The sequence below is a fragment of the Janthinobacterium glycogeni genome (assembly GCF_051380725.1).
Lineage (GTDB): Bacteria > Pseudomonadota > Gammaproteobacteria > Burkholderiales > Burkholderiaceae_D > Janthinobacterium.
Genome location: NZ_JBNYXP010000001.1, coordinates 150,439 through 176,899, shown reverse-complemented (window position 1 = coordinate 176,899; position 26,461 = coordinate 150,439). Strand labels below are relative to the sequence as shown.

Annotated in this window: 24 protein-coding genes and 4 tRNA genes; 19 read left to right on the top strand and 9 right to left on the bottom strand. The window is 63.4% G+C overall.

Annotation, left to right across the window (positions count from 1 at the left end; all coding sequences use genetic code 11):
- Positions 1-47: 47 nt before the first annotated feature.
- A complete protein-coding gene (locus ACQ4W4_RS00835; protein WP_131686327.1) occupies positions 48-395 on the bottom strand; it encodes a hypothetical protein in 348 nt (115 codons plus the stop codon).
- A 148-nt stretch (positions 396-543) separates the two neighbouring features.
- A complete protein-coding gene (locus ACQ4W4_RS00830; protein ID WP_070222192.1) occupies positions 544-1,044 on the bottom strand; it encodes an Lrp/AsnC ligand binding domain-containing protein in 501 nt (166 codons plus the stop codon).
- Positions 1,045-1,150: 106 nt separating this feature from the next.
- On the opposite strand from ACQ4W4_RS00830, the gene ACQ4W4_RS00825 reads away from it, so the two are divergent.
- From ACQ4W4_RS00825 to ACQ4W4_RS00765, 13 genes are all read left to right on the top strand, one after another.
- A complete protein-coding gene (locus ACQ4W4_RS00825) occupies positions 1,151-2,440 on the top strand; it encodes a D-amino acid dehydrogenase (RefSeq protein ID WP_436540402.1) in 1,290 nt (429 codons plus the stop codon).
- A gap of 13 nt (positions 2,441-2,453) precedes the next feature.
- Positions 2,454-3,572, top strand: a complete 1,119-nt coding sequence (gene alr / locus ACQ4W4_RS00820; protein WP_436540401.1) for an alanine racemase — start codon at positions 2,454-2,456, stop codon at positions 3,570-3,572.
- Between the two features lie 89 nt (positions 3,573-3,661).
- Positions 3,662-4,219, top strand: a complete 558-nt coding sequence (locus tag ACQ4W4_RS00815) for an NADPH-dependent FMN reductase (protein ID WP_070222187.1) — start codon at positions 3,662-3,664, stop codon at positions 4,217-4,219.
- Positions 4,220-4,374: 155 nt separating this feature from the next.
- Entirely contained in the window at positions 4,375-5,949 is a 1,575-nt protein-coding gene (locus tag ACQ4W4_RS00810; protein WP_436540400.1) for a sensor domain-containing diguanylate cyclase, read from the top strand.
- A 134-nt stretch (positions 5,950-6,083) separates the two neighbouring features.
- Positions 6,084-6,620: a hypothetical protein gene (locus ACQ4W4_RS00805; protein WP_436540399.1), complete on the top strand. Its 537-nt coding sequence runs from the start codon at positions 6,084-6,086 to the stop codon at positions 6,618-6,620.
- Positions 6,621-6,661: 41 nt separating this feature from the next.
- Positions 6,662-7,087 carry a hypothetical protein gene (locus ACQ4W4_RS00800; protein WP_436540398.1) on the top strand — a complete coding sequence of 142 codons (426 nt, stop codon included), beginning with the start codon at positions 6,662-6,664 and terminating at the stop codon, positions 7,085-7,087.
- Between the two features lie 114 nt (positions 7,088-7,201).
- Positions 7,202-7,564, top strand: a complete 363-nt coding sequence (locus ACQ4W4_RS00795; RefSeq protein WP_436540397.1) for a hypothetical protein — start codon at positions 7,202-7,204, stop codon at positions 7,562-7,564.
- A gap of 1 nt (position 7,565) precedes the next feature.
- Positions 7,566-8,924 (top strand): TolC family protein, encoded by a 1,359-nt coding sequence (locus tag ACQ4W4_RS00790; protein ID WP_436540396.1) that lies wholly within the window; start codon positions 7,566-7,568, stop codon positions 8,922-8,924.
- A gap of 2 nt (positions 8,925-8,926) precedes the next feature.
- Positions 8,927-10,309: a multicopper oxidase family protein gene (locus ACQ4W4_RS00785; protein ID WP_436540395.1), complete on the top strand. Its 1,383-nt coding sequence runs from the start codon at positions 8,927-8,929 to the stop codon at positions 10,307-10,309.
- Positions 10,310-10,468: 159 nt separating this feature from the next.
- Entirely contained in the window at positions 10,469-12,124 is a 1,656-nt protein-coding gene (locus tag ACQ4W4_RS00780; RefSeq protein WP_436540394.1) for a methyl-accepting chemotaxis protein, read from the top strand.
- A 77-nt stretch (positions 12,125-12,201) separates the two neighbouring features.
- Positions 12,202-12,975, top strand: a complete 774-nt coding sequence (locus ACQ4W4_RS00775) for a transporter (protein ID WP_436540393.1) — start codon at positions 12,202-12,204, stop codon at positions 12,973-12,975.
- Between the two features lie 93 nt (positions 12,976-13,068).
- Positions 13,069-13,554 carry a hypothetical protein gene (locus ACQ4W4_RS00770; RefSeq protein WP_436540392.1) on the top strand — a complete coding sequence of 162 codons (486 nt, stop codon included), beginning with the start codon at positions 13,069-13,071 and terminating at the stop codon, positions 13,552-13,554.
- A gap of 15 nt (positions 13,555-13,569) precedes the next feature.
- Positions 13,570-14,868 carry an NAD(P)/FAD-dependent oxidoreductase gene (locus tag ACQ4W4_RS00765; protein WP_436540391.1) on the top strand — a complete coding sequence of 433 codons (1,299 nt, stop codon included), beginning with the start codon at positions 13,570-13,572 and terminating at the stop codon, positions 14,866-14,868.
- A 67-nt stretch (positions 14,869-14,935) separates the two neighbouring features.
- Here ACQ4W4_RS00765 and ACQ4W4_RS00760 read toward each other — a convergent pair whose 3' ends face one another.
- The gene (locus ACQ4W4_RS00760; protein ID WP_436540390.1) at positions 14,936-15,574 is read right to left on the bottom strand and encodes an IS1595 family transposase; all 639 of its coding nucleotides are present in this window, start codon (positions 15,572-15,574) and stop codon (positions 14,936-14,938) included.
- Between the two features lie 93 nt (positions 15,575-15,667).
- Positions 15,668-16,183: a DUF6265 family protein gene (locus ACQ4W4_RS00755; protein WP_436540389.1), complete on the bottom strand. Its 516-nt coding sequence runs from the start codon at positions 16,181-16,183 to the stop codon at positions 15,668-15,670.
- 157 nt (positions 16,184-16,340) lie between these two features.
- On the opposite strand from ACQ4W4_RS00755, the gene ACQ4W4_RS00750 reads away from it, so the two are divergent.
- Positions 16,341-16,757 (top strand): hypothetical protein, encoded by a 417-nt coding sequence (locus ACQ4W4_RS00750; RefSeq protein WP_436540388.1) that lies wholly within the window; start codon positions 16,341-16,343, stop codon positions 16,755-16,757.
- Between the two features lie 18 nt (positions 16,758-16,775).
- Here ACQ4W4_RS00750 and ACQ4W4_RS00745 read toward each other — a convergent pair whose 3' ends face one another.
- Entirely contained in the window at positions 16,776-17,489 is a 714-nt protein-coding gene (locus ACQ4W4_RS00745; RefSeq protein WP_099411482.1) for a sensor histidine kinase, read from the bottom strand.
- A 310-nt stretch (positions 17,490-17,799) separates the two neighbouring features.
- On the opposite strand from ACQ4W4_RS00745, the gene ACQ4W4_RS00740 reads away from it, so the two are divergent.
- Positions 17,800-18,195: a hypothetical protein gene (locus ACQ4W4_RS00740; RefSeq protein WP_070219229.1), complete on the top strand. Its 396-nt coding sequence runs from the start codon at positions 17,800-17,802 to the stop codon at positions 18,193-18,195.
- Positions 18,196-18,275: 80 nt separating this feature from the next.
- Here ACQ4W4_RS00740 and ACQ4W4_RS00735 read toward each other — a convergent pair whose 3' ends face one another.
- Positions 18,276-19,259, bottom strand: coding sequence for a response regulator (locus tag ACQ4W4_RS00735; protein WP_436540387.1), 984 nt, complete (start codon positions 19,257-19,259; stop codon positions 18,276-18,278).
- A 306-nt stretch (positions 19,260-19,565) separates the two neighbouring features.
- Entirely contained in the window at positions 19,566-22,073 is a 2,508-nt protein-coding gene (locus tag ACQ4W4_RS00730; protein WP_436540386.1) for a hybrid sensor histidine kinase/response regulator, read from the bottom strand.
- Positions 22,074-22,501: 428 nt separating this feature from the next.
- Here ACQ4W4_RS00730 and ACQ4W4_RS00725 point away from each other — a divergent pair.
- The 3 genes from ACQ4W4_RS00725 (at position 22,502) to ACQ4W4_RS00715 (ending at position 22,905) form a co-directional block, all read left to right on the top strand.
- Positions 22,502-22,578: transfer RNA gene (locus ACQ4W4_RS00725), tRNA-Arg, on the top strand.
- An 82-nt stretch (positions 22,579-22,660) separates the two neighbouring features.
- Positions 22,661-22,737 (top strand) — tRNA-Arg (locus ACQ4W4_RS00720).
- A 91-nt stretch (positions 22,738-22,828) separates the two neighbouring features.
- Positions 22,829-22,905: transfer RNA gene (locus tag ACQ4W4_RS00715), tRNA-Arg, on the top strand.
- Positions 22,906-23,026: 121 nt separating this feature from the next.
- Here the strand turns inward: ACQ4W4_RS00715 and ACQ4W4_RS00710 are convergent.
- Positions 23,027-25,156 carry a hypothetical protein gene (locus tag ACQ4W4_RS00710; RefSeq protein WP_436540385.1) on the bottom strand — a complete coding sequence of 710 codons (2,130 nt, stop codon included), beginning with the start codon at positions 25,154-25,156 and terminating at the stop codon, positions 23,027-23,029.
- 278 nt (positions 25,157-25,434) lie between these two features.
- Here ACQ4W4_RS00710 and ACQ4W4_RS00705 point away from each other — a divergent pair.
- Positions 25,435-25,511, top strand: a tRNA-Arg gene (locus tag ACQ4W4_RS00705).
- Between the two features lie 55 nt (positions 25,512-25,566).
- Here the strand turns inward: ACQ4W4_RS00705 and ACQ4W4_RS00700 are convergent.
- Positions 25,567-26,439, bottom strand: a complete 873-nt coding sequence (locus ACQ4W4_RS00700; RefSeq protein WP_436540384.1) for a helix-turn-helix domain-containing protein — start codon at positions 26,437-26,439, stop codon at positions 25,567-25,569.
- Positions 26,440-26,461 lie beyond the last annotated feature (22 nt).

Genomic DNA, 26,461 nt, shown 5'->3' with positions numbered 1-26,461 from the left:
TCAGTATAGCCAGCCAGCGTGGCAGGCGGCGCCCGTTCGCTGTGCGCCTACTTGCGCGGCTCGTGTATCCGGAATTTCCTGACGATGCCCGCCTGGTCGAACATGACGGCCACTTCGCGCGTGCCTTTTTCGCCCAGCAGGGGGATCAGCCGCGTCACGCTCGGTGTTTTCAGCTGATTCTTGTAGACCCAGACTTCATAGCCGGGATCGAAGCTGACGACGGTGGCGTTGCCCAGGGCCGCGTCGAGGTCGAGGCGGGTGGTCTTGCCGACCTGGATGTTCTGATAGATGGCGCCATTGTCGGGCGCGCGGTTGACCTTGTATTCACTGGCGGTGCACATGGCCACGGCCAGGCCCGCGAGGCAGGAAGCTGCCAGTTTTATCAATGTGTTCATAGGGACTCCCAGTGTGCATCACTGCTTCCAATCTCAGAGGGGACGGGCGTGATGTCAGGATAGGAGTGTGCTTGCGCCGCTGCGAATGTGCTACAAAATTATACAAAGGCGCAAAAAATGATGCCGGCGGTGCCGGCTGACGGTACTTTTACCGGTTCTGCAGCACGTCGGTCGAGAGCGCCAAGGTTTCCTTGATTTCTTCCATCACCACATAGCTTTTCGACTGCGCGGCACCCGGCAGCTGCAGAAGCATGTCGCCCAGCAGCTTGCGGTATTCGGCCATTTCATGGATGCGCGCCTTGATCAGGTAATCGAAGTCGCCCGATACCAGGTGGCATTCCTGCACCTCGGGAATCTGCAGTACTTCGCGGCGGAATTGCTCGAAGGCGGACGCCGACTTTTGATTGAGAGTAATCTCTACAAAGACGAGCAGCTTGGCGCCCAGCGCGGCCGGGTTCACCTTGGCGTGGTAGCCCGTGATGACGCCGTCGCGCTCCATGCGCTTGACCCGCTCGATGCAGGGCGTGATGGACAGGCCCACCTGTTCGCCCAGGTCTTTCATCGAGATGCGGCCATCCTGTTGCAGGATGCGCAGGATGTGGCGATCCAGCTTGTCGAGGCCACGTGCCGATTCTTTAAGGATTCTCATGATTTATTGCTGAATATCTCGATTTATACGTGAACAAATACTGGCTCTTTCCCAATATGATAGCGGTTAATCTGGCGTCAGCCTAAAAAAATATAATGAGGAAACTATGCGTATCGTGATTCTGGGTAGCGGCGTCATCGGCGTCACCAGTGCTTACTATCTGGCCAAGGCAGGACATGAGGTGACCGTCATCGACCGCCAGCCGGGCCCGGCACTGGAAACCAGCTTTGCGAATGCGGGGCAGATCTCGCCCGGCTACGCTTCGCCATGGGCTGCGCCCGGCATTCCTTTGAAAGCCGTGAAATGGATGATGCAGCGCCACGCGCCGCTGGCCATCTCGCTCGACGGCAGCGCCGCCCAGCTCAAATGGATGTGGCAGATGTTGCGTAATTGCACACCGGAAGCGTATGCGGTGAACAAGGAACGCATGGTGCGCCTGGCCGAATACAGCCGCGACTGCTTCAAGGTGCTGCGTGCCGAGGCCGGCATCACGTATGAAGGCCGCCAGCAAGGCACGATGCAATTGTTCCGCACGGAAAAGCAATACAACGACGCCGCCAAGGATATCGAAGTGTTGAAAGACGCGGGCGTGCCGTACGAAGTGCTGCAGCGCAATGAGTTGTCGCGCGCCGAGCCGGCCCTCGAAGCGGTCAAGGGTAAACTGTTTGGCGGCTTGCGCCTGCCCAACGATGAAACGGGCGATTGCCAGTTGTTTACTACCCGCCTGTCCGAGATGGCCGAGGCGCTGGGCGTGAAGTTCCGCTATGGCGTCTCCATCGATGCCTTGCTGACGCAGGGCGATGAAATCGCCGGCGTGCAATGCGGCGCGGAAGTCATCAAGGCCGATTCCTATGTGGTGGCGCTCGGCTCCTACTCGACGGGCTTCATGAAGCCGCTGCTCGACATTCCTGTCTATCCATTGAAGGGCTATTCGATCACCGTGCCTATCGTCAACGCGGCCAAGGCGCCCGTGTCGACCATCCTCGATGAAACGTACAAGATCGCCGTGACGCGTTTCGACGACCGCATCCGCGTGGGCGGCATGGCGGAAATCGCCGGCTACAACCTGAACCTGAACCCGCGCCGCCGCGAAACCCTGGAAATGGTCGTCAACGACCTGTTCCCCGGCGGCGGCAACACGGCCGAGGCCACGTTCTGGACGGGCTTGCGCCCGATGACGCCGGACGGCACGCCGATCGTCGGCCGCACGCCGCTGCGCAACCTGTTCCTGAACACGGGCCACGGCACTCTGGGCTGGACCATGTCCTGCGGTTCGGCGCAATTGCTGGCCGACCTGATGTCGTCGAAAAAACCGGCGATTCTGGCCGACGACCTGTCCGTCAGCCGCTACAGCGGCGCGCAGGCCAATGGCAAACTGCAACACGCGGTGGCTTGAGATGGGGGCCAGCATGCCTGCGAAAGAACGTAGCGGCGCCATCCTGACGGTGGATCTCGATGCCGTGCGCGCCAACTACCGCTTGCTGCGCGACAAGGCGCACCCGGCCGCCTGCTCGGCCGTCGTGAAGTCCGATGCGTATGGCCTGGGCGCCGCGCAAGTGGGCGCGGCCCTGTATGAAGAAGGGTGCCGGCACTTTTTTGTGGCGCATCTGGAAGAGGGCATCAGCCTGCGCCCGCACGTGGCGCCCGACGCGGCCATCTTCGTGCTGCACGGCCCGCCCGTCGGCACGGAAGGCGAATTCACGGCCCACGGCTTGATTCCCGTGCTTAACAGCGAGCCGCAGGTGGCGGGCTGGCGCCAGCACGCAGCAGCGCTGGGCACCGCCCTGGACGCCGTCGTGCAGGTCGACACCGGCATGTCGCGCATGGGCTTGTCGCCGCAGGAAATCGACGCCTGGCTGGCTGATGAACACTTTCTCGACGGCATCAAGGTGCGCTACATCATGAGCCACCTGGCTTGCGCCGACGAGCGCGCCAACCCGATGAACGGCGAGCAGCTGGCCCGTTTCATCGCCATCCGCGCCCGTTTGCCGCAGTATCGCGCCAGCCTGGCCAATTCCTCGGGCATCTTTTTGTCGCCCGACTACCACTTCGACCTGGTGCGCCCCGGCGCTGCCTTGTACGGCATCGGGCCGCAGGGCGGCGAACCGAATCCCCTGCGCTCGGTCGTGCGCCTGCAAGGCAAGGTCATGCAGACGCGCACGATCGCCGCCGGCGACCACGTGGGCTACAGCCGCCGCTACACGGCCAGCGAGCCGCGCCAGGTGGCGACTATTTCCGTCGGCTATGCCGATGGCTGGCTGCGCAGCATGAGCAACCAGGGCTTGGCCATCGTCGACGGCGTGAAAGTGCCGCAGATCGGCGCCATCTCGATGGATTCCATCACGCTGGACGTGAGCGCCATCGCCGAGGAACGCGTCGCGCCGGGCAGCCTGGTCGACCTGATCTGCGCCGAACACCCGGTCGACGCCGTGGCGGCCATGGCCAATACCATCGGCTACGAGGTGCTGACTAACCTGGGCGGACGCTATTACCGTGAGTATCAAGGCCTGGCTGGCGGCGCACGCTAAGCAGCGCAAAACCCATGATTGTGTGGCAAGATAGTCCTGCAGTGAAGTTCACTCCAGGGCTATTTTTTTCACCATCATCGGGGATATCTATGAGTCAATATAACGTTGCAATCATCGTCGGCAGCCTGCGCAAGGATTCCTTCAACCGCAAGCTGGCCGACGCCATCATCAAGCTGGCGCCGCCCGAGTTTTCCTTCAAGCACATTGAAATCGGCGACTTGCCGCTGTACAACCAGGACGACGATGGCGCGCAGGCCGAGCAGGTGCTGCGCCTCAAATCCGACATTTCCGCCTCGCAAGCCTTGCTCTTCCTCACCCCCGAATACAACCGCTCGATCCCCGGCGTGCTGAAAAACGCCCTCGACCACGGTTCGCGTCCGTATGGTCAGAGCGTGTGGGGCGGCAAGCCGGGCGCCGTGCTCGGCGTGTCCGTGGGCGCCACCGGTACGGCCCTGGCGCAGCAGCATTTGCGCAATGTGCTCGCTTACCTGGACGTGCCGCTGCTGGGCCAGCCAGAAATGTTTATCCAAGCCAAGGACGGCCTGTTTGACGAGCACGGCGGCATCGGTCCGGCCAGTCTCGGTTTCTTCCAGGGCTGGATGCAGCGCTACGTGGACTGGGTCCGCAAGCACGCCATCCACGCTTGATTCCACGCTTGATGCAGGTCAAGGCGGCAGCGTTCTATGTTGCCGCTTCTACACTTTCTTTGAGCATAGATGCCAGGATTTCAATATTGGCACGGGTGTCTCGGTATAATGCGCCCTTTCTTTAGCGCAATACTTTCCCGATTCTTGCCGACCTCATGTGGAATAAACCTGTTCTGCGCATGAATTTGCGCCGTTTGATCGTGCTCGTGGCCTTCGCCAGCGCCCTGGTGTCCCTGGCCAACACGTTTTATGCCAGCTACAGCGTGCAGCGCCAGTTGCTGATCGATACCACTCTCGAAGCGAACCACGCGTATGCGAGCAAGCTGGCCAGCACGGCCGAGGATTTTCTGCAGTCGGCGCGCCAGCAGCTCGCCTACAGCGCCGGCAGCCTGCCATCGCGCATGGGGGACGAGCAATGGCTGACGGGCGAGGCGCAGCGCCTGCGCCTGCAAACGAACAGCTTCAATTCCGTGCTCATCGTCGATGCCCAGGGCAAGGTGCTGGGCGTGTCGCCGGAAACCCTGGCCCTGAAAAACCGCACGCTCGATTCGGCCGGCGCCATCCAGGCGCTGCGCGAACGGCGCCCGCTGGTGACGCAGCCCTATGTCTCCTCGGTCGGCAACCTGGTGGTGTTCATTTCGCATCCCATCGTCGGCAAGGATGGCCGCTACCTCGGTTATGTGGGCGGCAGCATCTACCTGAAACAGAAAAACATCCTGTACACCATGCTGGGCCAGCATTACTACCGCGACGGCTCCTACCTGTACGTGGTCGACCAGAACCGGCGCCTGCTGTACCACCCGGACCCCGAGCGCCTGGGCGACGTGGCCGGCAGCAATGCCGTCATCGACACCATCATCGCGCAGCGGGGCGGCGGCAACCGGCGCATGCATAACAGCCTGGGTGTGGACATGCTGGCCGGCTACGCCGTCATGCCGTCGACGGGCTGGGGCATCGTGGCGCAGCGTCCCACGGCCATGACCCTGGCCCCGCTGAACCAGCTGATGGCCAATACGGTATGGCACTCCCTGCCGATCGCCTTGCTGAGCCTGCCATTCATCTGGTGGCTGGCCAGCCTGATTTCGCGGCCCCTGATGCAACTGGCCGAGGGCGCGCGGCGCATGGATGTGCCTGGCACGGCTGAGCACATCGCCTCCATCCGTGCCTGGTATGTGGAGGCGGCGCAGATCAAGAAAGCCTTGCTGAAGGGCCTGGCGCTGTTGCAAAACAGGATAGGCAAGTTGAAGACCGACGTGGAGACGGACCCGCTGACGGGCCTGTCGAACCGGCGCGGCATGGCGGCGGCGCTCGACGTCTGGCAGGCGCAGGCACGGCCGTTTTCCGTCATCGCCATCGATATCGACCATTTCAAGCAAGTCAACGACCGCTGGGGCCATGCCGTCGGCGATGAAGTCATCCTGCGGCTGGCGCAGCTGATGCGCGCCTGTTCGCGCGATGCCGACGTGCTGTGCCGCAATGGCGGCGACGAATTCATCATGCTGCTGCCCGATGCCGACCTGGACGTGGCCATGCAAGTGGCCGAGCGCCTGCGCGCCAAGGTGGCCGCCGCCGTGATTCCGGGCGCGGGCGCCATCACGGTCTCGCTGGGCGTGGTCTCGTCGTCGCACGGCGAGCGCAGCACGGACGCCGTGCTGCTGGCCGCCGACGCGGCCCTGTACGTGGCCAAGGAAAATGGCCGCAATTGCGTGCGCATCACGGAACCGGCCTGACAGTATTGCAGTACAGCATGAACTGATCCGTTGTTTTCTGTTGCATCTGAGCCTGTCCCGTTTGCCCGACAGCGCTTACCATGTGGTAATCAGACGTATAACGAGGACAACGGGCATGGCAGGGATGGATATCAATGACGTTTGAGCAAGAGCTTGGCATCCGCTGCGAGGTCGGTGATCAGCTCCATCCGCTGGCCTTCCTCGGATGCCGCGAACTCAATTACGGCCAGCACAGCGTGCTGCCGCTGCACCCGTTCCGCCTGAGCGTGCCGGAAGCGGTGCTGGCGCCGCTGCTCGACGAACCGTTCAACAGTTTTATCCAGACTTGCCGCGAAGACGACGTGCAGTACGAGGAAAGCGATTTGCCTGAACTGATGCACGCCGGCTACCCCGACATCACGGCCATGCTGGCGGGCCACCGGCCGCTGTTGGCCGAAATGCTGCATGACTTCATGATCGGCGACCTGATGGGGGCGATCGGGCGCGCCAGCGGCTACTGTCCACCCCGCGCCCGTTACTGGGGCGACGTGGAGGCGGCCGATGGCCGCGCCTATTTCACCGTCAATGAAGTGCAGAAAATCTCTTTTGCCGACGGCCAGGTCATCTTGGAAGGGCAGGGCTACTACGGCGTCTACGTCGTCTGGCTGACGCACGGCGACGGGCGCAAATAGGGGCTTGACCTTCCTCGTATGGGAAGGTTTATAGTCGTGCCATGAACCGTGCCTTTTTCCGCTTTCTCGCCCGCTCGCTGCTCTGGCTGCTGGCCGTCACCTTGCCCTTGCAGGGCTTTGCGTCGGCCATGCGCAGCTGCTGCGTGGAGGAGCGGGCGGTCGCCGTCACCGTGACGGTGGAGGCCATGCAGGCGCCCCAATGCCACGACATGGGCGACATGATCGCCATGCAGATGGCGGACCAGCCGCTGAACGTGGCCATGGACGATGGCGGCGCCACGCACCACGGCCACGATTGCAGCAACCATGGCGCCTGCACGGTGGGCGCCACGGCGCCGCCCGGCATGCCTGCCGTGCACGCCTTGACCCTGCGCGCGCCGCCTCCGGCGCTGGCGCCCGACTCCCTGTTTGCCGGGCATATCCCCTCCGGCCTCGAACGTCCCCCGAGAAGCACGCGCTCCGCCTGACCGCCCGTGAACCCGGCGGTGCCGCCGCCGCACGTCCATCGGGGCCGTGCCGGCCGTACGCCGACGTTCCAGTAGCGCGCCCGCCGCGCCATACCCTGTCATTCAAGGAATACCATGAAACACCTGTTCAGCTTCGCGCTGGCTGTGCTGCCGCTGGCCGCCAGCGCCGCCGGCCCGGTCACATCCACGCCAGCACCGCAAGAGGCGCAAGCGCCCGTGCCGGCCACCACTTACCGCTCCGCCTTCGCCGGCTACCGTCCCGCCGCCGAGGAGGACGCCACGCCCGACCAGGCCTGGCGCGCCCTCAACGACAAAGTCGGCAAGGCCGGCGGCCACATGGGCATGATGAAGATGGAAGGCCACAAGATGGAGGGCAACAAGATGGAAGGCCACACGATGCCGATGGAGAAGCCCGGCCCCAAGCCGGCCGCCCAGCCGGCCCCGCAACATCAGCCATACCAGCATGAAGGACATTGACATGGCCAGCTACACAAAATCAACTTGTTTGACGCCGCTGGCCCTGGCGGCCGTCCTGCTGCTCGGCGGCTGCGCCAGCTTCAGCCCCGATGGCGGCATGCAGGACGTGTCCGCGCTGGCCGACGCCCGCACGGGCGCCCCCGCGGCATTGACGGACAAGGGCGGCGAGGAAAAGCTGGCCTCTTTGCTGGCCCAGCCCCTGGACGCCGACAGCGCCGTGCGCATCGCCCTGATGAACAACCACGGCATGAAAGTGGCGCTGGCCGAACTGGGCGCGTCCGAGGCGGACCTGGTGCAGGCGGGGCGCTTGCGCAATCCCGGGCTGTCCTTCGGCCGTTCGCACGGCAGCCACGGCAATGAAATCGACCGCGGCGTCAGCTTCGACCTGGCCGGCTTGCTGACCATGCCGATGCGCGTGAACATCGAGCGGGGCCGTTTTGAACAGGCCAAGTTGCAGGCCGCCGGCAGCGCCGTGCAGCTGGCGTCGGACACGCGCCGCGCCTACTTCAACGCCGTCGCCGCCGTGCAGACGGAACAGTTCATGCAGCGGGCGCTGCTGTCGGCCGAGGCGGGCGCGGAACTGGCCACGCGCTTGCAGCAGGCGGGCAACTGGAGCCGCCTCGACCAGGCGCGCCAGCAAGTGTTTTACGCGGACGCCGTCGGCGACCTGGCCCGCGCCCGCCACCAGGCCACGGCCACGCGTGAACACCTGACGCGCTTGCTGGGCCTGTGGGGCAAGCAGACCAGCTTTACTTTGCCGTCGCGTTTGCCCGACTTGCCGGCCAAGCCAGCCGAGGCGGGCAATATCGAGGCGCAAGCGATGGAGCAGCGCCTCGACGTGCAAAGGGCGAAACTCGACGCGCACGCGACGGCCAGCGCGCTGGGCCTGTCGAAGGTGACGGGTTTCATCAATGTGCTCGACGTGGGCTATACCAACAAGAGCACCAGCGAGGCGCCGCGCGAGAATGGCTACGAAGTGTCGCTGGAATTGCCGCTGTTCGACTGGGGGTCGGCGCGCAATGCCCGGGCGCAAGCGTTATATGAACAGTCGCTGCAGCGCACGGCGGGCACGGCCGTCAAGGCCCGCTCGGAAGTGCGCGAGGCGTATTCCAGCTACCGCACGGCTTACGACCTGGCGCGCCACTACCGCGATGAAGTCGTGCCGCTGCGCAAGACGATCTCGCATGAAGTATTGCTGCGCTACAACGGCATGCTGGCCAGCGTGTTCGAGCTGCTGGCCGACGCGCGCGAGCAAGTCGCCAGCGTGAACAGCGCCATCGACACCCAGCGCGATTTCTGGATCGCACAAACCGAACTGCAAGGCGCCATCAATGGCAGCGGCCCAGCCAACAAGGAATAATGATGATTACACGTAGAAACTTTTTCATGAACGCGGGCGCCGTCGCCCTCAGTGCCGCGGCCGTCAGCCGCGTGGGTGCGGCATCGCTGCCGGAAGCCGTCAGCATGGCCGGCGCCGAGACGAAGGCGCCGCCACCGCCGCCGAACGGGCGTCCGTACAATCCCGTCGTCACCCTGAATGGCTGGTCCTTGCCCTGGCGCATGAACAACAACGTCAAGGAATTTCATTTGGTGGCCGAGCCCGTCGTGCGCGAACTGGCGCCCGGCATGCAAGCCAACCTGTGGGGCTACAACGGCCAGTCGCCCGGTCCCACCATCGAAGTGGTGGAGGGCGACCGCGTGCGCATCTTCGTCACCAACAAATTGCCGGAACACACGAGCGTGCACTGGCATGGCCAGCGCTTGCCGAACGGCATGGATGGCGTCACGGGCCTGACCCAGCCGGGCATTCCTCCCGGCAAGACCTTCGTCTATGAATTCGTCGCCAGGCGGCCCGGCACCTTCATGTACCACCCGCATGCGGATGAAATGACGCAGATGGCCATGGGCATGATGGGTTTCTGGGTCACGCACCCGAAAGACCCGAACTTCATGAAGGTGGACCGCGATTTCGTCTTCCTGCTCAGCAACTATGACATCGACCCCGGCAGCTACACGCCGAAGATCATGACCATGACGGATTTTAATCTGTTCACCTTCAATAGCCGCGTGTTCCCCGGCATCGACCCGATGGTCGTGCGCCAGGGCGACAAGGTGCGCGTGCGCGTCGGCAATCTGACCATGACGAACCACCCGATCCACATGCATGGCCATGAATTCGAAGTGACGGGCACGGATGGCGGCTGGACGCGTCCCGAATCGCGCTGGCCCGAAGTGACGACCGATATCGCCGTGGGCCAGATGCGCGCCGTGGAGTTTACCGCCACGGACCTGGGCGACTGGGCTTTCCACTGCCACAAGTCGCACCACACGATGAGTGCCATGGGGCACGACGTGCCCACCATGATCGGCGTCGATCACCAGGGCGTGGCGGCAAAGATCAACCAGCTCGTGCCCGGCTACATGGTAATGGGCGAGCGGGGCATGGCCGACATGGGCGAAATGCAAATGCCGATCCCCGACAATACCTTGCCGATGATGGCCGGCGACGGGCCCTTCGGCGCCATCGGCATGGGCGGCATGTTTACCACGGTCAAGGTGCGCAAGGATCAGAAACCGGGCGATTACCGCGACCCGGGCTGGTACAAGCACCCGGTCGGCAGCGTGGCCTATGAATGGACGGGCGCCTTGCCGGAACCGGTGCGCGGCCAGGGCGCGGGCAAGCCGGCGGCAAAAAGCGGCGTGGAAATGACGGTGCGCAAGCCAGGCGGGCACAGCGGTCATTGAGGCGCTCCCGGGAATTGCTAGCATGGCAAGTCCCGGGGCATGTTGCTTTGTATCAAGGAATTGTTGGTTAGTGACAATCCGAGCATTTTAGTGACAGTTTTTTCCTTATATTCAAGTCAGAGCTTAAATTATTGGCTACCGTCTTGTCTGGGAGGAAACATGTTGAGTAAAATGAAAGTGGGGACGCGCCTGCTCGCTGCCTTCTTTTGCGTCGCGCTGATGGGGGCCATCGTGGCCGGCATCGGCATCTTCAACATGGGCAAGATCGATACCATGGCGGGGCAGATGTACAACCATGAATTGCTGGGGTTGTCGTACATCAAGGAAGCCAATATCGCCTTGATCAAGGTGGGCCGGGCGCGCAGCAATTTCTTGCTGGCCACGACTGCCGAGGAGCGCGCCACGCGCCAGGCCGACATCGGCAAATTCCTGGAGTTGAATAAAAGCTATCTGGCCAAGGCCCAGCCGCTGTTCGTCACGCCAGCCGCCAAGGAATTGTTTGCCCGCTTCGCCGCTGTCGAAGCGGAGTACATTGCCACCATGCAGCAGGCCCTGGCGCTGGCGGCGGCCGAGCCGCTGGCCCAGCGCAGCGCACGACTGGTCGAACTGCTCAACAAGACGCGCCAGCATGCCGATGAACTCGACGGTATGCTGGATAAACTCTCGCTGCAGAAGGAAGCGCGCGCCAAGGCCGCTTCCGAGCAGGCCTCGGGCGTGTACCAGGCCAGCCGCAGCTTCATGGTCGCGCTGGTGCTGGGCAGTATGGCGGCCGGCCTGGCGCTGGGGGCGCTGATCACGCGCGGACTGACGCGCCAGCTCGGCGGCGAACCGGCGTACGCCGTCAGGATCGCCGGCGCCATCGCCGAGGGCGACCTCACCGTCGATATCCGCACGGCCAGCCATGACAATGCCAGCCTGCTGTTCGCCATGAAAGCCATGCGCGACAAGCTGGTGGGCATCGTCAGCCAGGTGCGCTCGGGTACGGACACCATCAACACGGCCTCGAGCGAAATCGCCCAGGGCAACCTCGACTTGTCGTCGCGCACGGAAGAGCAGGCCAGTTCGCTGGAAGAAACGGCGTCATCGATGGAGCAGCTGACCTCGGCCGTCCGGCAGAACGCGGACAATGCGCGCCAGGCCAATGCGCTGGCCGGCGCCGCGTCCGACGTGGCCGGCAAGGGGGGCGCCGTGGTGGGGCGGGTGGTGCAGACGATGGAATCGATCAATGCGTCTTCGCGCAAGATCGTCGACATCATCAGCGTCATCGACAGCATCGCCTTTCAGACGAATATCCTGGCCTTGAACGCGGCCGTGGAAGCGGCCAGGGCGGGTGAGGAGGGGCGCGGTTTCGCCGTCGTCGCAGCGGAAGTGCGCAACCTGGCGCAACGCTCTGCCAGTGCCGCCAAGGAAATCAAGACCTTGATCGGCGACTCCGTCGAGCAGGTGGAAATCGGTTCCAGACTCGTGCATGACGCGGGCAAGACGATGGATGAAGTGGTGATCAGCGTGCGCCAGGTGGCCGACATCATGCAGGAAATCACGGCCGCCAGCGCCGAGCAAAGCGCCGGCATCGAGCAAGTCAACCAGGCCGTGCTGCAAATGGACCAGGTGACGCAGCAGAATGCGGCCCTGGTGGAAGAGGCGGCTGCGGCGGCCGAATCGCTGCAGGACCAGGCGCAGACGCTGACAGAACTGGTGGGTGTGTTCCGCCTGCATGCCCACGCCGAACGCATCGCCGTGCCGGCATCGAGCAACGTCACGCCGCTGCGCCGGCCAGTACCGGCCGCCAGGCAGGAAGTGCGGCGCCTGGCCTGACAGCGGCTGGTTCGGGCGCAATCGGCGCGGCGGTGGTAGGCTGTCGCTATTGCGCGTTTGCCACTTCCGGGTTCCCCATGCCATCTTCTTTCCTGTCCTCCTTAAGTTTCTCCCTGTTGCTGCTGTCCCTGGCGCCCCTGGCGCAGGCGCAGGAGGGCGATCCCGTCCTGCCTTACCGTCCTTCGGTGGCCAGTCCCGCCCAGCTGCCCGTGCCGGGCCAGCTGGAATTCGAGGCCGGCGGCCTGCTGTCGAAAACGGACGACACGCGCCGCGCCAGCTTGCCGTACACGTTCAAGCTGGCGTTCACGCCAGAATGGGGCGTGCTGCTCGAAGGCGAGGGCTTCGTGCGCGCGCGCGATGGCACGGGCCGGCGCGAGACGGGCGTGGGCGACACGACGGTCGTGCTCAAGCGTGCCTTTTTGCTCGACAGCGCCACGGCGCTGGGCCTGGAGCTGGGCTGGAAGTTGCCCACTGCCAAGGACAGCATCGGCAGCGGCAAGAGCGACGTCTCGTTGAACGGTATTTTCAGCCGCGACCTGGGCGCCGTGCACATGGACGCCAACCTGAACGCCACGCGCCTGGGAGCGTCCGACCCCGGTGCGGGCAGGGTGCAAACGGGCTGGGCGACTTCCTTTTCCACGCCCGTCAGCGAGCGCTGGGGCGCCACGGCGGAAGTGTCGGGCACGCGCTTGCGCGGCGCGCCGGCCACGGCGCAGCTGCTGCTGGCCGCCACTTACAGCCCCACGCCGCGGTTGGCCATCGACATCGGCATGGCGCGCGGCTTGACGGCGGCGTCGCCGGACTGGTCGCTGTTCAGCGGCTTGGTGGTGCCTTTGGGCAAGCTGTGGTGAGATTGCGACGGGATTCCTTATGTGTCCTTGCGAACAAACAGTTGGTTGCACAAGGTCTACAATTGCGGCATAACTGATAAAAGGAGTGTCCTCATGAAAACCCTCATTCTCGCCGCCGTCCTGCTGTCGGCAGGTACCGCCGCCGTTGCCCAGGTTTCCGTCACCGTCGGCCAGCCCGGCTTTTACGGCCGCATCGACATAGGCGACTATCCCGCGCCGCAATTGATCTACGCCCAGCCCGTCATCGTGCAGCGCCCGCAATACTATTCGGCCGCACCGATCTACCTGCGCGTACCGCCCGGCCATGCCAAACACTGGTCCAAGCACTGCCGCAAGTATAATGCCTGTAACCAAGAGGTATATTTCGTCCAAGATGGTTGGTATAACAACCAATATGTGCCCCGTTACCGCCAGCAGCATGGCGACCATGGCCGTCCCGATTACGGCGACCGCGGCCGTCATGACGACAAGCATGACAAGCACTACGACAAGCACTATGACAAGCGCGACAAGCATGATGACAAGCCGGGCAAGGGCCATGGCAATGGTCACGGCAATGGCAACGGGCACAGGGATTAACAAGCAGGAGGATCTTTGCATAGTAAAATCGTTATCGTAGGAGGAGGTGCTGGCGGCCTGGAGCTGGCCTGCAAACTCAGCCGTAAGCTCGGCCCAGGCCAGGTCACCCTGGTCGACAGCCGCCTGTACCACATCTGGAAGCCGTCGCTGCATGAAGTGGCGGCCGGCACCCTGGACATTCATCAAGAGGGCCTGTCGTACCAGATGCTGGCCCATGACAATGGTTTTACCTATGTCTATGGTCCCCTGATCGGGCTCGACGCGGCGTCGAACAGCCTCACCGTGGGCGCCATCGCCACGGACAAGGATGAGCAGCTCTTGCCGCAGCGCCAGGTCAGCTACGACCAGCTGGTGCTGGCCGTGGGCAGCACCTCGAATTACTTCGGCGTACCCGGCGCCCAGGAAAACACGATTTCCCTCAATGCCACGGAAGACGCTGAACGTTTCCGTTTGACCCTGCTGAAACTGCTGGCCATGGCCGAGCAGCGCCAGGGCGACGCGGGCCACCCCGGTGTGGACATCGTCATCATCGGCGGCGGCGCGACGGGCGTGGAACTGGCGGCCGAATTGCGCGAAGCGAGCGGCGTGTATGCCGCGTATGGTTTCCAGAATCTCAACGCCATCAAGGATGTGCGCATCACCCTGCTCGAGGGGGCGCCGCGCATTTTGGCGCCGCTGCCCGAGCGCGTCTCCATCGCCGCCTCGAAACTGCTGCACCAGCATGGCATCACGGTGGTGACCGATACGCGCGTCACCACGATCGAAGCGGACAAGGTGACGGTGGCCAGCGGCACCAGCTATGCGGCCGACATCTGCGTGTGGGCCGCCGGCATCCGCGCGCCGGAATTCCTCGCCACTCTGGGCCTGCCCACCAACCGCGCCGGCCAGCTGGAAGTGACGGGCATGCTCAATGTGCAGGGCCATGCGAATATCTTCGCGCTGGGCGACTGCGCCGCCTGTACGGGCCCCGACGGCAAGCTGGTGCCGCCGCGCGCACAGGCTGCCCACCAGCAAGCCGATTACCTGCTGAAAACGTTCCTGCTGCAGGCGAAGGGCAAGCCGCCGCAAACCAGGCCGTACGAATATCTGGACTACGGTTCGCTGGTATCGTTTGGCCGCACCACCTCGGTCGGCACCCTGATGGGGTCGCTGAAGGGCCTGAGCTGGTTCGTCGAAGGCTTTGTCGCGCGCATGATGTACGTCAGCCTGCACCTGATGCACCACAACGCCGTGCTGGGCACCGTGCGCACGGCCGTCATGGCCATGGGCCGTTTCCTGATCAAGCGCAGCTCGCCGCAGGTCAAGCTGCACTAAGCAGTGCTGCATGAAGCGGTTTTGCGCCGCATCAAAACCAGGGGCCTTGCGGCCCCTTTTTTATTGGCTATGTCACCGTCAGATGTGGGAATGCGCCCAATGTTGCTTTCAATAACGTTTCGGGTGAGCGGATGCGCCTGGCATCGAGTATCCAGCGCCATCCCAGGTAGTTTGGCAGGTAGCGCGTGGCCACGCCGTGAAACGGCCTTAACCATTCTCGCAAGCGGCTGTGATACGCATTGACGTTCTGCATGTGCGCGGCACCGCGCACGCGGATGCCGGCGCGCACATTGACCGCCTGGTGGCTGAGGCCCGCTTCCCGCGCAAACGCCCGGTAGGCGGCATGGCCATCCGTGACCAGCAGGATATCCTTATCGACGACAGGCAACAAATAGCGGTGCAATTGCGCCTTCGTCAGTTGCCCTTTGCCCGCGACGAAATCGAGGGTCTGGCCCGTGCGGTCGCGCGCCACCAGGATGCAGACTTGCTCGGTCGATATGCCGCGCCGTTGCGCATGACCATGCCGGTGCAGGTGAGCCGAACAGCAGGCGGGACAGGCCAGGCGCGGCTGCGCCACGCCCTCCAGCAGCGCGACGGTCGCGTCGTGTGGCGTGTTGCCACGCAGCAGGGCCATGCCTGCCTGCCGCTGGCGCCGGTTCAACTGCGCAAACTGCGCGATAAAACGGATCCATTCGGCTGGCTGCATGATCTGCTCCCTGTGTGGCGGGTATGCAGAGTCAGACAGCACCGCCATGGGAAGATTCCGGCATGTCCCCTACTTGCCGATGACAGAGCCTTTTTATTTGCCGCGCGCGAGGGGCGCCGCTTCGCAGCGGCCCCGCGTCATGGGGAAGGCGATGGTGGTGAGCTTGCCCTTCAAGGTGCCAACAATGCTGGCATGCAGGATGCGCTCGCTGTCGTGGCGGTAGATGATGCGACTGGGGAAGTCGTTGTCCAAGTTGGCGAAGATGAATTCATTCGGCTTGTCCTGGCGCAGCAGGTTGAAGGTCACGGGCGGCTCGCCCGACGGCTGCACGATGTAGGCCAGCTGGCCCGGCTCCGTGAGGCGGATCTGCACGAATTCAAAGGCCGTCGTCTTGCCGCCCTTGACGGTGCGGCTGGTGCCGAGGATGGTGCCGCCGGCGGCCGTGCTCCATTGTTCTCCGGAACCGGGTTCGGCGCCGTCGACGTTCCAGCAGCCGGCCAGCCAGGCCAGCTTGTCCACGGTTTCCGGCGGCGGCACGGTCTTGTCGGCGGCCTGGGCGGCGCCCACGGCCAGCAGCGCTGCCAGCAGCGTGCTTGCGTATCGTTGCATGCGGTCTCCTGTCGTTGAAATATGTCATCTAAGAATGACGGCCCAGCAGTGTTCTGGCGCGGTGTAGCCGATGCGCGCTGCACAATTGAAGCGTCCGTGGAAAAAACCTATACTTTATGGAATGACATGCACGGCTTAAACCATACCAGGAGCAATCATGCACGATTCTTTCACGCCGCAGCGCAGCGATGGTTTCCAGGGCGGCGAAGGCCAGTGGAGCATGCACGCGCGCGGCAACCAGCTTGTCCGCGTCGCCTGGACGGGCGGGCAACAGGCATGGTTGGAATGCCAGGTATCCACCGACGCGGCGCCGACGCCGTCTGTCTTCCGCTTATCGCCGGACGGTCCGTATCCATCCCGGGAAACGGTTCAAATTGGCAATATTGACGTGACCCTGTCCTTGCGCCGCGACCCGCCTGGCGCGCAAGGCGGCATGCTGGCGCTGGTCTGCGAACTGCCGTTGTCGGCGCAGGAATTTTTTCATGGCGTGATCGCCGCATGGGCGGTGACAGGCGGGCAGGCCCGTGGCGCGCCAGTGCCGCTGCCGGACCCGCTACCGTTCCCCGGGCCTTGAGGCGGGAGAAAGTGCGGGCTATTCCTTCGGGCTAATGCGCGGCAGGACGGCGGTCAGGGCCATGCCGCCTTGCGGATTCGCCGTCAGGCTCAGGCTGCCGCCGAGGTAATGCACGCGCTCGCGCACGGCGCGCAGGCCGTGCTTGCTCATTTCGACGGGCTCGCTGGCCGGCAAGCCGCTGCCGTTATCCTTGACGGTCATCATCAGCGCCTCGTCGTTGTCGTCGATGATGATATCCACTTCACTTGCCTGCGCGTGCGCGGCGATATTGCTGAGCGCCTCTTCCAGGGTGCGCAGCAGGGCCACGCCCACGTTGCGCGGACAAATCAGCTCATCTTCGGGCAGGCTGCAGCGCACGGTGATCTTGTGCTGTTCCGCAAATTGCGCGGCCAGCTCGCCCAGCGCCACATTCACCCCGAGAAACTCCAGCTTGTCGTTCCACAGCTTCATCTGCATCTGCCGGTTGGTCTCGATCACATTCAGCAGCAATTGCTTCATGGTCGCGGCGCGGTCGAGCAAGGCCGCTTCCTGCGGCATTTTTTGCGTCAGCAGCGACAGGTGCATGGTCAGCGCCGTCAGCGACGAGCCGAGGCTGTCGTGCAGCTGGCGCGACAGGGCGCGCCGTTCATTGTCCCAGCTGGTGTTGACATGACCGAGCAACTCGCTGAGATCGGCGGCGCGTTCCGCATCGGCCTGGGCCGCTTCCTTGTTCGGATCTGTTTGTGCGGACATAGCGCCCCGTGAATGGTGAAAGGTGGACCAAATTCAAGTTGTGGATCATACATGAGGATTTCATCGCGGGGCGCATGGATGGAAAATTTCTGTCTTTTCGGCAATTTTAATCTCCTCCCATCATTTTTATATGATAAGCAATATTTCTGTTTGCGCCAGGAGGAAGTTGTTCCAGTCTTTACGTACGGCTGCGCACATACCGGGACGCCGCACGCTGCCATAGTGGGGTTGTGCATTTTTCCATGCAGCATAGCCGCCCCGCGGCGCAGGGTGCAGTACAGGCCCGTTTACCGAAACGAAAGGACATGCCATGAATATCGAAACCATCGTCGACAAGGAATACCTCGACAAAAGCTTCCGCGACATCGTCAATGCCCCCATCAGCGCCTTGCGCGGTGTCAGCGCGAAGGATGCGAAGGCCTTGCAGCAAGCGTTTGGCGTGACCACCGTACGCGAATTGTCCAACCTTAATTTCGTCAAATGGGCCAGCGCGCTGGCCATCCTGGCCGATGAAGAGGGTATGAGCGGCGAAGAGCGGGCCAAGGAAGAGTTGCTTGACGACGCCGTGGAAATGACCTTCCCCGCCAGCGACCCGATCTCAGTCGATGCCGGCATCACGCGCATCGAAGTACCGCCGGAAACCGTCGATGCGCAAACGGACCACCAGCATGCGGGCCAGCATGAAGTGACAGCTGGCAAGAAATAAAAGACCGTGCACATGAAAAAAACCGGCAAGCCATCAACGTGGCTTGCCGGTTTTTTTCATGTGCGGCGCGGCGTAAAAACTCAGGCGATCGAGGGAATGTTGTTTTTTTGCATATTCACCTGCAAGGCGATCACCTCGTGCGGGATGCAGCAAAAGCGGTTCTTGCCCGCGCGCTTGGCTTCGTACAGGGCCGTATCGGCCGCGCCCAGCAGGGATTCGACGGTGCTGGCGTCGTCCGGGTAGATGGCGATGCCGATACTGGTAGACAGGCGCAGGGTCAGGTCGTTGATGAAATACGGCTCGGAAATGACTTCGATCAGCTTGGCGGCCGGTTCGCGCGCGTCGCCCTTGCCGGCCAGATTGCCCAGCACGATGACGAATTCGTCGCCGCCGATGCGCGCAACCGTGTCTTCCTTGCGCGATGCGCTCACCAGGCGGGCCGCCACCATTTTCAGGATTTCATCGCCATAGCCGTGGCCGTAACTGTCGTTGATGGCCTTGAAGCCGTCCAGGTCCAGGTACAGGATGGCCGACTTGCCGCGGCTGCGGGCCGACTGCTGCAAGGTATGTTCGATGCGGTCTTCCAGCAGGCGCCGGTTCGGCAAGCCCGTCAGCGGATCGTGCAGCGCCAGTTCCTGCTGCTGCTTGCTGTATTGCGCCAGTTCCTTGTACAGCAGGCGCACTTCCAGCATGTTGTGGATGCGCTTGTGCACTTCCATCAGGTCGAAGGGTTTGCTGATGAAGTCGCGCGCGCCCGCTTCCAGGGCGGCGATCTTGAAACTAGGCTGTGCCGTCAGGGCCAGCACGGGCAGGTAGCCGCCATGCTCGATTTCTTTCAAGCCTTTCATGACCTGGAAACCATTCAGTTCCGGCATTTGCAGATCCAGCAAGATCAGGTCGTAGCAATGCTCCCGGTGCAGGGGGCAAACCTGGGCTGGACGCATGGTGGCCGTCACATTGGTGTAGCCGGCATCGCGCAGGATTTCCAGCATCAGGTCAACATTGTCGGGTGAATCGTCGACGACCAAAATTTTGGCTTTCAAAATCTCATCTTGGCTGGGCATGTAAGGTCTCGGTTATACGGTCTATGCAACGCTGGCTTCCACCGCAGATGATGGGCTGACGGCGGTGGGGAAGATATTAGCGCCTTGCAACAAGTTAGGGCGCACAACAGCGTTTGAGCTCGCTTTTGACGTTCTCGTCGGACAAGGCCGCCGTCTCCAGCCTGCCGTGCAGGTGCGCTTTTGCATTTCAGTGTAGCAAACTTTATCTCAGTTGCTTGTAGGACAGAGCCGCGTCTGAAAGTAGGAAGGCCAACCCATGAAAATAGTCATTTTGTACTGCATCATGTATTTCTTTGCATCATCTTTTTAGGGCGGCGCATTGCTGCCCTCTTCAGGCCGCTGCGTGAGCGGGCGCGTTGCGGCCAGTTGCGCCACGGCCGCCAGCAGCTCGGCCGGGTCCAGCGGTTTCGAGACCCAGGCCTGAAAGCCGCTGGCCAGCGCCCGCTGGCGGTCCTGCGGTTGCGCGAACGCCGTCAGCGCCAGCGCGGGCAGCCGCGCCGCATCAGGGGAGGCATGCGCGCGGATTTGCGCCAGCAAGTCGAAACCGTCGGCGTCGGGCATGCCGATGTCGCTGACCAGCACATGCGGGTGTACCTGGTCCAGCAGTTGCAGCGCTTGCGCCACGCTGCCGGCATCGTGCACTTCGGCATGGTGCTCGCGCAGGATGCGCGCCGTCAGTTCGCGCGCATCGGCCTCGTCATCGACCAGCAGTACAGTGACGCCTCGCAAGTCATGGCTGGCGGGTAACTCGCCGCCCTTTGGCAGCGCCCGCGCGGTCGGCGTCCCCAGGGGCAGGCGCACGGTAAAGCTGGCGCCCTGCATGTCGCCGGCGCTGCTGACCGTGACCGTGCCGCCATGCTGCTCCACCAGGTGCTTGACGATCGCCAGTCCCAGCCCCAGGCCGCCATGCCGGCGTGTGGTGGAGGCGTCGGCCTGGCGGAAGCGGTCGAACACGTGGGGCAGGAAGTCTTTCTTGATACCGACACCGTTGTCGCTCACCGTGATGGCCAGGCGGCTTGCCTCGCGGCGCACGCCGATCTCGACCCGGCCGCCTTGCGGCGTGAACTTCAGCGCATTCGACAGCAGGTTCCAGATCACTTGCTGGATACGGCTGGGGTCGCCCGTGATCCTGCCCGCATCGCTGGCGATGTTGCTGTGGATGGCGATGTGCTTGGCGTCGGCCGCCGGGCGCAGGGTTTCGACGGCCGAGGCGATGATGCTGGCGGGCACGATGGTTTGCAGGTCCAGCAGCACCTTGCCGGAAGTGATGCGGCTCATGTCGAGCAAGTCTTCGATCAGTTGCGCCTGCGCGCGCGCATTGCGTTCGATGCTTTGCAGGCCGCGATGCAGGTCGGCCTGGTCGCGCGTGCCGCGCCGCAGCACTTGCGCCCAGCCCAGGATGGCCGACAGCGGCGTGCGCAGTTCGTGCGACAGTGTGGCGAGAAAATCGTCTTTCAGCTGGTTCGTGCGTTCGGCGTCGGCGCGTGCCTCGCGTTCGCTGTCGAGCAGCACCTTGCGCTCTTCGGCGGCGCGCGTGGCGGCCGCGTACAGGCGCGTATTGTCGAGCGCGACGGCGGCCTGGGCCGCGATGGCCGAGACGATGCGTTCGCTGCGCGCGCTGAACATGCCCGCCTGCGGATGACCGAGCAGCAAGCGCCCCAGCAACAGGCCCGAGCGCGAACTGACGGGCAGGCTCAGGCAGCTGCGCAGCGGCGGCGCGCCGCCAGCGCTGGCCTCTGGCGCGGCTTGCAAGTCATTCTGGCGCATGGCCGCTCCCTGGCGCAGTTCCGTGGCGATGGCATCGGCCTGGCGCAGGCTGATGCCGTTGATGGCCCGTGCCGCGGGCAGGGCGTCGGGATCGTCGTGGAGATCGGCCGCATCATCATAGTAAAAGGCGCCGAAGCGCGCGCCGCTGATGCGCGTGGCCGCATCGACGGTTTCCTGCAGCAGGGCCGGCAAGTCGAGGGTGCTGGCCAGGGCCGCGCCCGTATTGTTGAGCAGCTCCAGCACGCGCGTTTCATCGCGCAAGGCTTCCTGCGCCCGCTTGACCTGGTCGACGTCGGTGCTCGTGCCAAACCAGCGCAGCAGCTGGCCGCCCCGGTCGCGCACGGGATTGGCGCGCGTCAGGAACCAGCGGTACTGGCCGTCTGCACCGCGGATGGGAAACTCCATTTCGAAGGGCGTGCCATCGCGCAAGGCCGTCTTCCAGGCTTGCAGCATGGAAGGCAGGTGCTGCGCGTCATAGGCGATGCTCCAGCCGTCGCCCGCCATCTGTTCGGCAGTGGTGCCCGTGTAGTCGTGCCAGCGCTGGTTGTACCAGGCGATGGTGCCGTCGAAGCCGGCGATCCAGGCCAGTTGCGGGATGGAATTGGCCAGTGCGCGCAAGTCTTCCTCGCTGTGGCGCAAGTTTTCCTCGGCCGCCTTGCGCTGGCTGATGTCCTGGATATACGTGGTCAAGCCTTCGCTGGATGGGAAGATGCGCACTTCCAGCCAGCGCCCCAGCGGCGGATACAGCAGTTCGAAGCTGCAGCTGAGCTGCTGCGCCATGGCTCGCCGGTACTGCGTTTCCAGTTCCGTGCCATGCAGGGCGGGGCAGGCATGCCACAAGTTCTTGCCTGCCATGCTGGGCCCAGGCGCGTGTTGCGGCGCGAGCATGGCGGCGCCGCGCGTATTGAGGTAGCGGATGGTCCAGTCGCGGTCGAGCAGGCAAAAGCCGTCGGTAATACTTTCCAGCAAGTTGGACAGGCGCTCGTCGGATAGGCTCAGCGGCGCTGATGGGGGAAGCAGATCTTGCTCGCGGTCATGCTTGGCCATCGGAAATCCTGCAACAATGAATCTGCCGCACGGGCTCTTGTCCCGGCGGGCCGCCGTCGCTAAGCTCAGTTAAATAGGTCATGATGCTCAATGTCCGCCGTCATGCATCAGGGGAGGCAAAAGCGCCCCTGTCTGGCTGGTATTGTAGCCCCAAGCGGCGCACCGCCACCGCACGCTTGCGCGCCGCCTGCAGATAGCACTGGACAGGCTGGGAAGCAGTCCCTATAATCCCGCTTCTTTCGAGGCAGCAACTCCTCGATTCGCTGGACATGACTGTGGAAGCAGAAGTGCCTATCGATAAAAAGGCGTCAGCTTTTTGGCAGTGAAAAGGTAGTCGATCATGTGGGGCGGTATTCTGCAAAATCAGCTAAGCGATTGAAAAATCGAACTTTTCAAAGCGAAATGAATACGCTATAATGTTTGCCTGCGCGGCTGTAGCTCAGCTGGATAGAGTACTTGGCTACGAACCAAGGGGTCGTGGGTTCAATTCCTGCCAGCCGCACCAGAATACTGAAAATCAGACTTTGCCTGGTTTTGTTGTGACAAGTTTCACCTCCATGTTGTTGATGGAATGTTGTAGAAGTTTTGCGGCTGTAGCTCAGCTGGATAGAGTACTTGGCTACGAACCAAGGGGTCGTGGGTTCAATTCCTGCCAGCCGCACCAGTATTTATTAGTATCGTTGCCGGAATGAAGTTCGCTTCGTTCTGATGAAAGTTTCAAGCTTCGCGCCGTTCGGCGAAGTGTGTCAGAGTTTGCGGCTGTAGCTCAGCTGGATAGAGTACTTGGCTACGAACCAAGGGGTCGTGGGTTCAATTCCTGCCAGCCGCACCAGTATCAGCAGTAGTGAAAAAAACCCGGAAAGTTCGCTTTCCGGGTTTTTTTTTCGTCCGCCCGAAAGGCAAGCCTGCAGCGCGCCGCCCCCATCGCGGCGCGCTGCAGTGGCCGGGCCCCGTCAATTCGGATAAGGCTGGCCCGACGACGCCTGGTTGCCCAGGACGATGGTGGTCACCCACAGTCCGCCGCTGGTCACGGGACCGGTGAACTTGAACAGCGAGGCGCCCGCCTGCGCCGGGTCTGCCGCGTTCGACGCCAGCGCATTGAGCCCCGAGGTCGTGAAGGTGCACGAGGTTTCCTGTCCAACCGCATTTTGCTCCGCGTTCAGCACCGGCGTGGCGCCATTGAACAAGTACAGGCCGCAATTATCCATTTTCGATCCGTAGGTGGCCGACTGCGTATAGTTGAAGGTCACCGCCCCATCGAGCAGGGCGGCGGCCGGGATGGACGACAGTTTCGCCGGCGTGATGCTGGTGAGCGTGGCGAACAGGCTGGCCTGGTTGGCCTTGGCAAACGCTTTCGACAGGGGCACGGCATTGATCTGGAACGGGAAGGCGCTGACGGCGCCATTCGGCGTTTTCAGGGTCCACACGTAGATTTTTCCAGGCGCCACTTTCGTTTCGTCGATGCAAGCCGTACCCGCGCCCAGGCCCGGCGTATTGGCGGGCAGGCTGGCCAGGTCCTGGCAGCTCTGGATGGCTTCCGCGTTATTGTAGAAAGAGCTGGCGGCGCCATTGCTGTCGGCCACCCGCATGTGGGTGTAGCCGGTGGCCGGCAGGATCAGCTGCAGTTTGCTGCCGGCCGAGCCCGGTATCTGGAAGTCGCCGAACGTCGTCAGGCCCGGTCCCCGTACGTCGATCTTGTTGACGGCCGGATTTTCCTGCAGCACGGTGTCGAGCTCGACGTGGGCAGCCCATTCTCGGGCAAAGCTGGCCGTGCCCGCCGTATCGACGCTGCGCTGGATGCGCGCATTCATGTGCATGTCCAGGTGGCCGCTGCCGGCCAGCTTCCAGCCGCCGGCGCAGCCGCTGGTGTCGCCCGTCTTGACCAGCTTCCAGTTGAGCATGCCCGCATCTGTTCCGATGCGCAACTGCACCCATGCACTGCTGGGCTTGCCGGAGGTGAAGGCGATGGCCGTCGCCCCGGCACCGAGGCGATTGCCGATGAAGTCGGCGACGCGCGTCGTCGAGGTGCTGCTCGCGGACGTCAGCGTGGCAATCTCGCCCGAGCTCAAAGGCTGCATGTCCACGCCCGCTAAACCCAGCGCTTCGATGGTCAGGCCCGCGTGGGCGGCCTGGTCCTTGCTGGTCAGGGCGGCCAGGATTTCAGCCTTGCCCACCGCCGCGCCCATGTTGAAGGAGCTGTCGATGAACGGCGACACGGCCGCCGCCGACGGCACGACGAAGCCCGTCTTCGGATACAGGGCGCTGAGCGAGGCCATGCAGGCGCGGATTTCCGGCAAGACAGTGGCCGCGGCCGTCGCCTTGGTCAGGTCGGCGTCCGATGGCGGCGTCGCTGCCGGTATCGTCGGCGCGCCGCCGGCGGCGGCCGGCAGGGTCACGCTGCCCAGCGCGCTGTTGGTGGCAATCAGGGTAACGGTGGCCATGGCGCCCTGCGCTTCCGCGGGCGCGACGAGGATCTGGTCCAGCACGGCGTCCATGCCCGTGCCGTTGGCAACAAAGGCGCCCGTCAGCGGATTGGTATTGCCGGTATTAATCGGTTTGATCATGGCGACGACGGCGGCCACGGCCGCATCGAGCCGTTGCTGGGTCGCGGCATTGGCCAGGGCCGAGGTGCAGGCGGCCGATACCGTATTGGCGACGGGCGCGCAGACGGCGGCCAGGGCCGTGCCGCCGGGCTGGCCCGACGCCGTGGAGACGATCAGATCGGTCAGCGGCGTGATGTTGACGGTCTGCCCCGCCGCGGTGGCGATGGAATTGAGCGTCACCTGCCTGCCGCCGGACGAGCCGGTGATGCTGAGGAAAAACGGCGCCGTCATGCCGGCCACGTCGACCGTAAATGCCCCACCGGCGCCGGTACTGACCGCCGTGGAGACTTTGCCCTTGCTGTCGATGGCCACCACGCTGCCCGAGATGGGCGCGCCGACGGCGGCAGTGCCGCTGAGCGTCGTTTCCGGCGGCGGCGCGACGGGCGGAACCGGGTCGGCGGGACTGCTGCTACTGCCGCCGCCACAGGCGGCAAGAAGGAGGGCGGCCGCGCAGGCGGCGGCCAGAGGCAATTTATGCAAGTTTATTTTCATGACATCCCCTTGGTATTTTTTTGGAATTACTGCCAGTAAACATTCTCAAAGTTTTCCATGAATTGCAATTTATTTTTCTTGGATGCATTAATAATGGCCAATCAGTCATCAGCGTGTCGGTTTTGCGCCGCAATCAGAAAATCAATGTGATCAAGAATGCAAGTGAGCGGGGCGACTGCTGACAAACCGGGGGAGGGCGTCAATTGTGAAATATCGCCGCCACGCCCTTTGCCATTCTGCAAAGCCCTGCTATAATCTTGTCTTAGGCGGCTGTAGCTCAGCTGGATAGAGTACTTGGCTACGAACCAAGGGGTCGTGGGTTCAATTCCTGCCAGCCGCACCAGAATATCGGGGGTCAGATTGTAAAATCTGACCCCCTTTTTCGTTTCCGAACGGATTTAGGATGGGTCGTTGGCGCCGCGCCGGTATTGCAGGCGAAACGCGCGCGGCGTGACGTGCTTGGCGGCGCGGAACTGGCGGTTGAAATGCGCGAGGTTGCGGTAGCCCGCCTCTTGCGCGATGACGGCGATGGCGAGATTGCTCTCGATCAGCTGTTGGCAGGCGCGGCCGATGCGCAGCCGCGCCAGATACTCGCCCGGCGTGCAATGCGCGTGGCGCTTGAAACAGCGGTGAAACGCGCCCAGCGACAGGGCCGCCCGCTGCGCCAGGCTCTCCAGTGCGATCTCTTCCCGGAAATGCGCGTGCATGAAATCGAACACGCCGGCCATGCGTTTTTGCTGCCCATCGGGCAGCGGCGCCTGCGCCGTCGAGGCCAGCGGCCGCGCGCCCGTATCGCCCGCCAGGTCCAGCAGCACGTCGAGCAGCAGCGGCAGGCGCTGCGGCACGGGCAGGGCATTCAGTTGCAGCAGCCTGGCCGCGCAGCGCGCGCTTGTGTCCGCTGAAAAATGCAGGGCCGGGCCGGCGCGGGCCGCCAGTTGCCGCAAGCTGTGCAACTCCGGAAAGCAGGCCGCCAGCCGCTCCAGCCACTCCAATGAAAACCAGACGACGACGGCCAGCATCGGCTGGCGGCTGTCGATGCGCTCGCTGGCCGACCACGTGTGCGGCAGGTTCGGCCCAAGCAGCACCAGGTCGCCCGGTTCGAAGTCGCCCAGGTGGTCGCCGATGTAGCGCTGCCCCCGCGCATTCACCGTCAGGGTCAGCTCGAATTGCGGGTGGTAGTGCCAGATGAAGGGAATGGCATCGAGTTCGCGCCACAGCAAGCCCCAGGAGTGGCCCGTCGGGATCGTGACTTGTTCAAATAAAGGCGTCATTGTGACGTTTGCAGCGTATGAA

Excerpts from the sequence above, each read along its gene's own strand:
- ACQ4W4_RS00835 (WP_131686327.1), bottom strand. The coding sequence starts at position 395 with ATGAACACATTGATAAAACTGGCAGCTTCCTGCCTCGCGGGCCTGGCC.
- ACQ4W4_RS00755 (WP_436540389.1), bottom strand. The coding sequence starts at position 16,183 with ATGCAACGATACGCAAGCACGCTGCTGGCAGCGCTGCTGGCCGTGGGC.
- ACQ4W4_RS00830 (WP_070222192.1), bottom strand. The coding sequence starts at position 1,044 with ATGAGAATCCTTAAAGAATCGGCACGTGGCCTCGACAAGCTGGATCGC.
- ACQ4W4_RS00760 (WP_436540390.1), bottom strand. The coding sequence starts at position 15,574 with ATGCAGCCAGCCGAATGGATCCGTTTTATCGCGCAGTTTGCGCAGTTG.
- ACQ4W4_RS00775 (WP_436540393.1), top strand. The coding sequence starts at position 12,202 with ATGCCATCTTCTTTCCTGTCCTCCTTAAGTTTCTCCCTGTTGCTGCTG.
- ACQ4W4_RS00810 (WP_436540400.1), top strand. The coding sequence starts at position 4,375 with ATGTGGAATAAACCTGTTCTGCGCATGAATTTGCGCCGTTTGATCGTG.
- ACQ4W4_RS00805 (WP_436540399.1), top strand. The coding sequence starts at position 6,084 with ATGACGTTTGAGCAAGAGCTTGGCATCCGCTGCGAGGTCGGTGATCAG.
- ACQ4W4_RS00735 (WP_436540387.1), bottom strand. The coding sequence starts at position 19,259 with ATGCCCAGCCAAGATGAGATTTTGAAAGCCAAAATTTTGGTCGTCGAC.
- ACQ4W4_RS00700 (WP_436540384.1), bottom strand. The coding sequence starts at position 26,439 with ATGACGCCTTTATTTGAACAAGTCACGATCCCGACGGGCCACTCCTGG.
- ACQ4W4_RS00770 (WP_436540392.1), top strand. The coding sequence starts at position 13,069 with ATGAAAACCCTCATTCTCGCCGCCGTCCTGCTGTCGGCAGGTACCGCC.
- ACQ4W4_RS00750 (WP_436540388.1), top strand. The coding sequence starts at position 16,341 with ATGCACGATTCTTTCACGCCGCAGCGCAGCGATGGTTTCCAGGGCGGC.
- ACQ4W4_RS00730 (WP_436540386.1), bottom strand. The coding sequence starts at position 22,073 with ATGGCCAAGCATGACCGCGAGCAAGATCTGCTTCCCCCATCAGCGCCG.
- ACQ4W4_RS00785 (WP_436540395.1), top strand. The coding sequence starts at position 8,927 with ATGATTACACGTAGAAACTTTTTCATGAACGCGGGCGCCGTCGCCCTC.
- ACQ4W4_RS00790 (WP_436540396.1), top strand. The coding sequence starts at position 7,566 with ATGGCCAGCTACACAAAATCAACTTGTTTGACGCCGCTGGCCCTGGCG.
- ACQ4W4_RS00795 (WP_436540397.1), top strand. The coding sequence starts at position 7,202 with ATGAAACACCTGTTCAGCTTCGCGCTGGCTGTGCTGCCGCTGGCCGCC.
- ACQ4W4_RS00815 (WP_070222187.1), top strand. The coding sequence starts at position 3,662 with ATGAGTCAATATAACGTTGCAATCATCGTCGGCAGCCTGCGCAAGGAT.
- ACQ4W4_RS00825 (WP_436540402.1), top strand. The coding sequence starts at position 1,151 with ATGCGTATCGTGATTCTGGGTAGCGGCGTCATCGGCGTCACCAGTGCT.
- ACQ4W4_RS00780 (WP_436540394.1), top strand. The coding sequence starts at position 10,469 with ATGTTGAGTAAAATGAAAGTGGGGACGCGCCTGCTCGCTGCCTTCTTT.
- ACQ4W4_RS00800 (WP_436540398.1), top strand. The coding sequence starts at position 6,662 with ATGAACCGTGCCTTTTTCCGCTTTCTCGCCCGCTCGCTGCTCTGGCTG.
- ACQ4W4_RS00740 (WP_070219229.1), top strand. The coding sequence starts at position 17,800 with ATGAATATCGAAACCATCGTCGACAAGGAATACCTCGACAAAAGCTTC.
- ACQ4W4_RS00745 (WP_099411482.1), bottom strand. The coding sequence starts at position 17,489 with ATGTCCGCACAAACAGATCCGAACAAGGAAGCGGCCCAGGCCGATGCG.
- alr (WP_436540401.1), top strand. The coding sequence starts at position 2,454 with ATGCCTGCGAAAGAACGTAGCGGCGCCATCCTGACGGTGGATCTCGAT.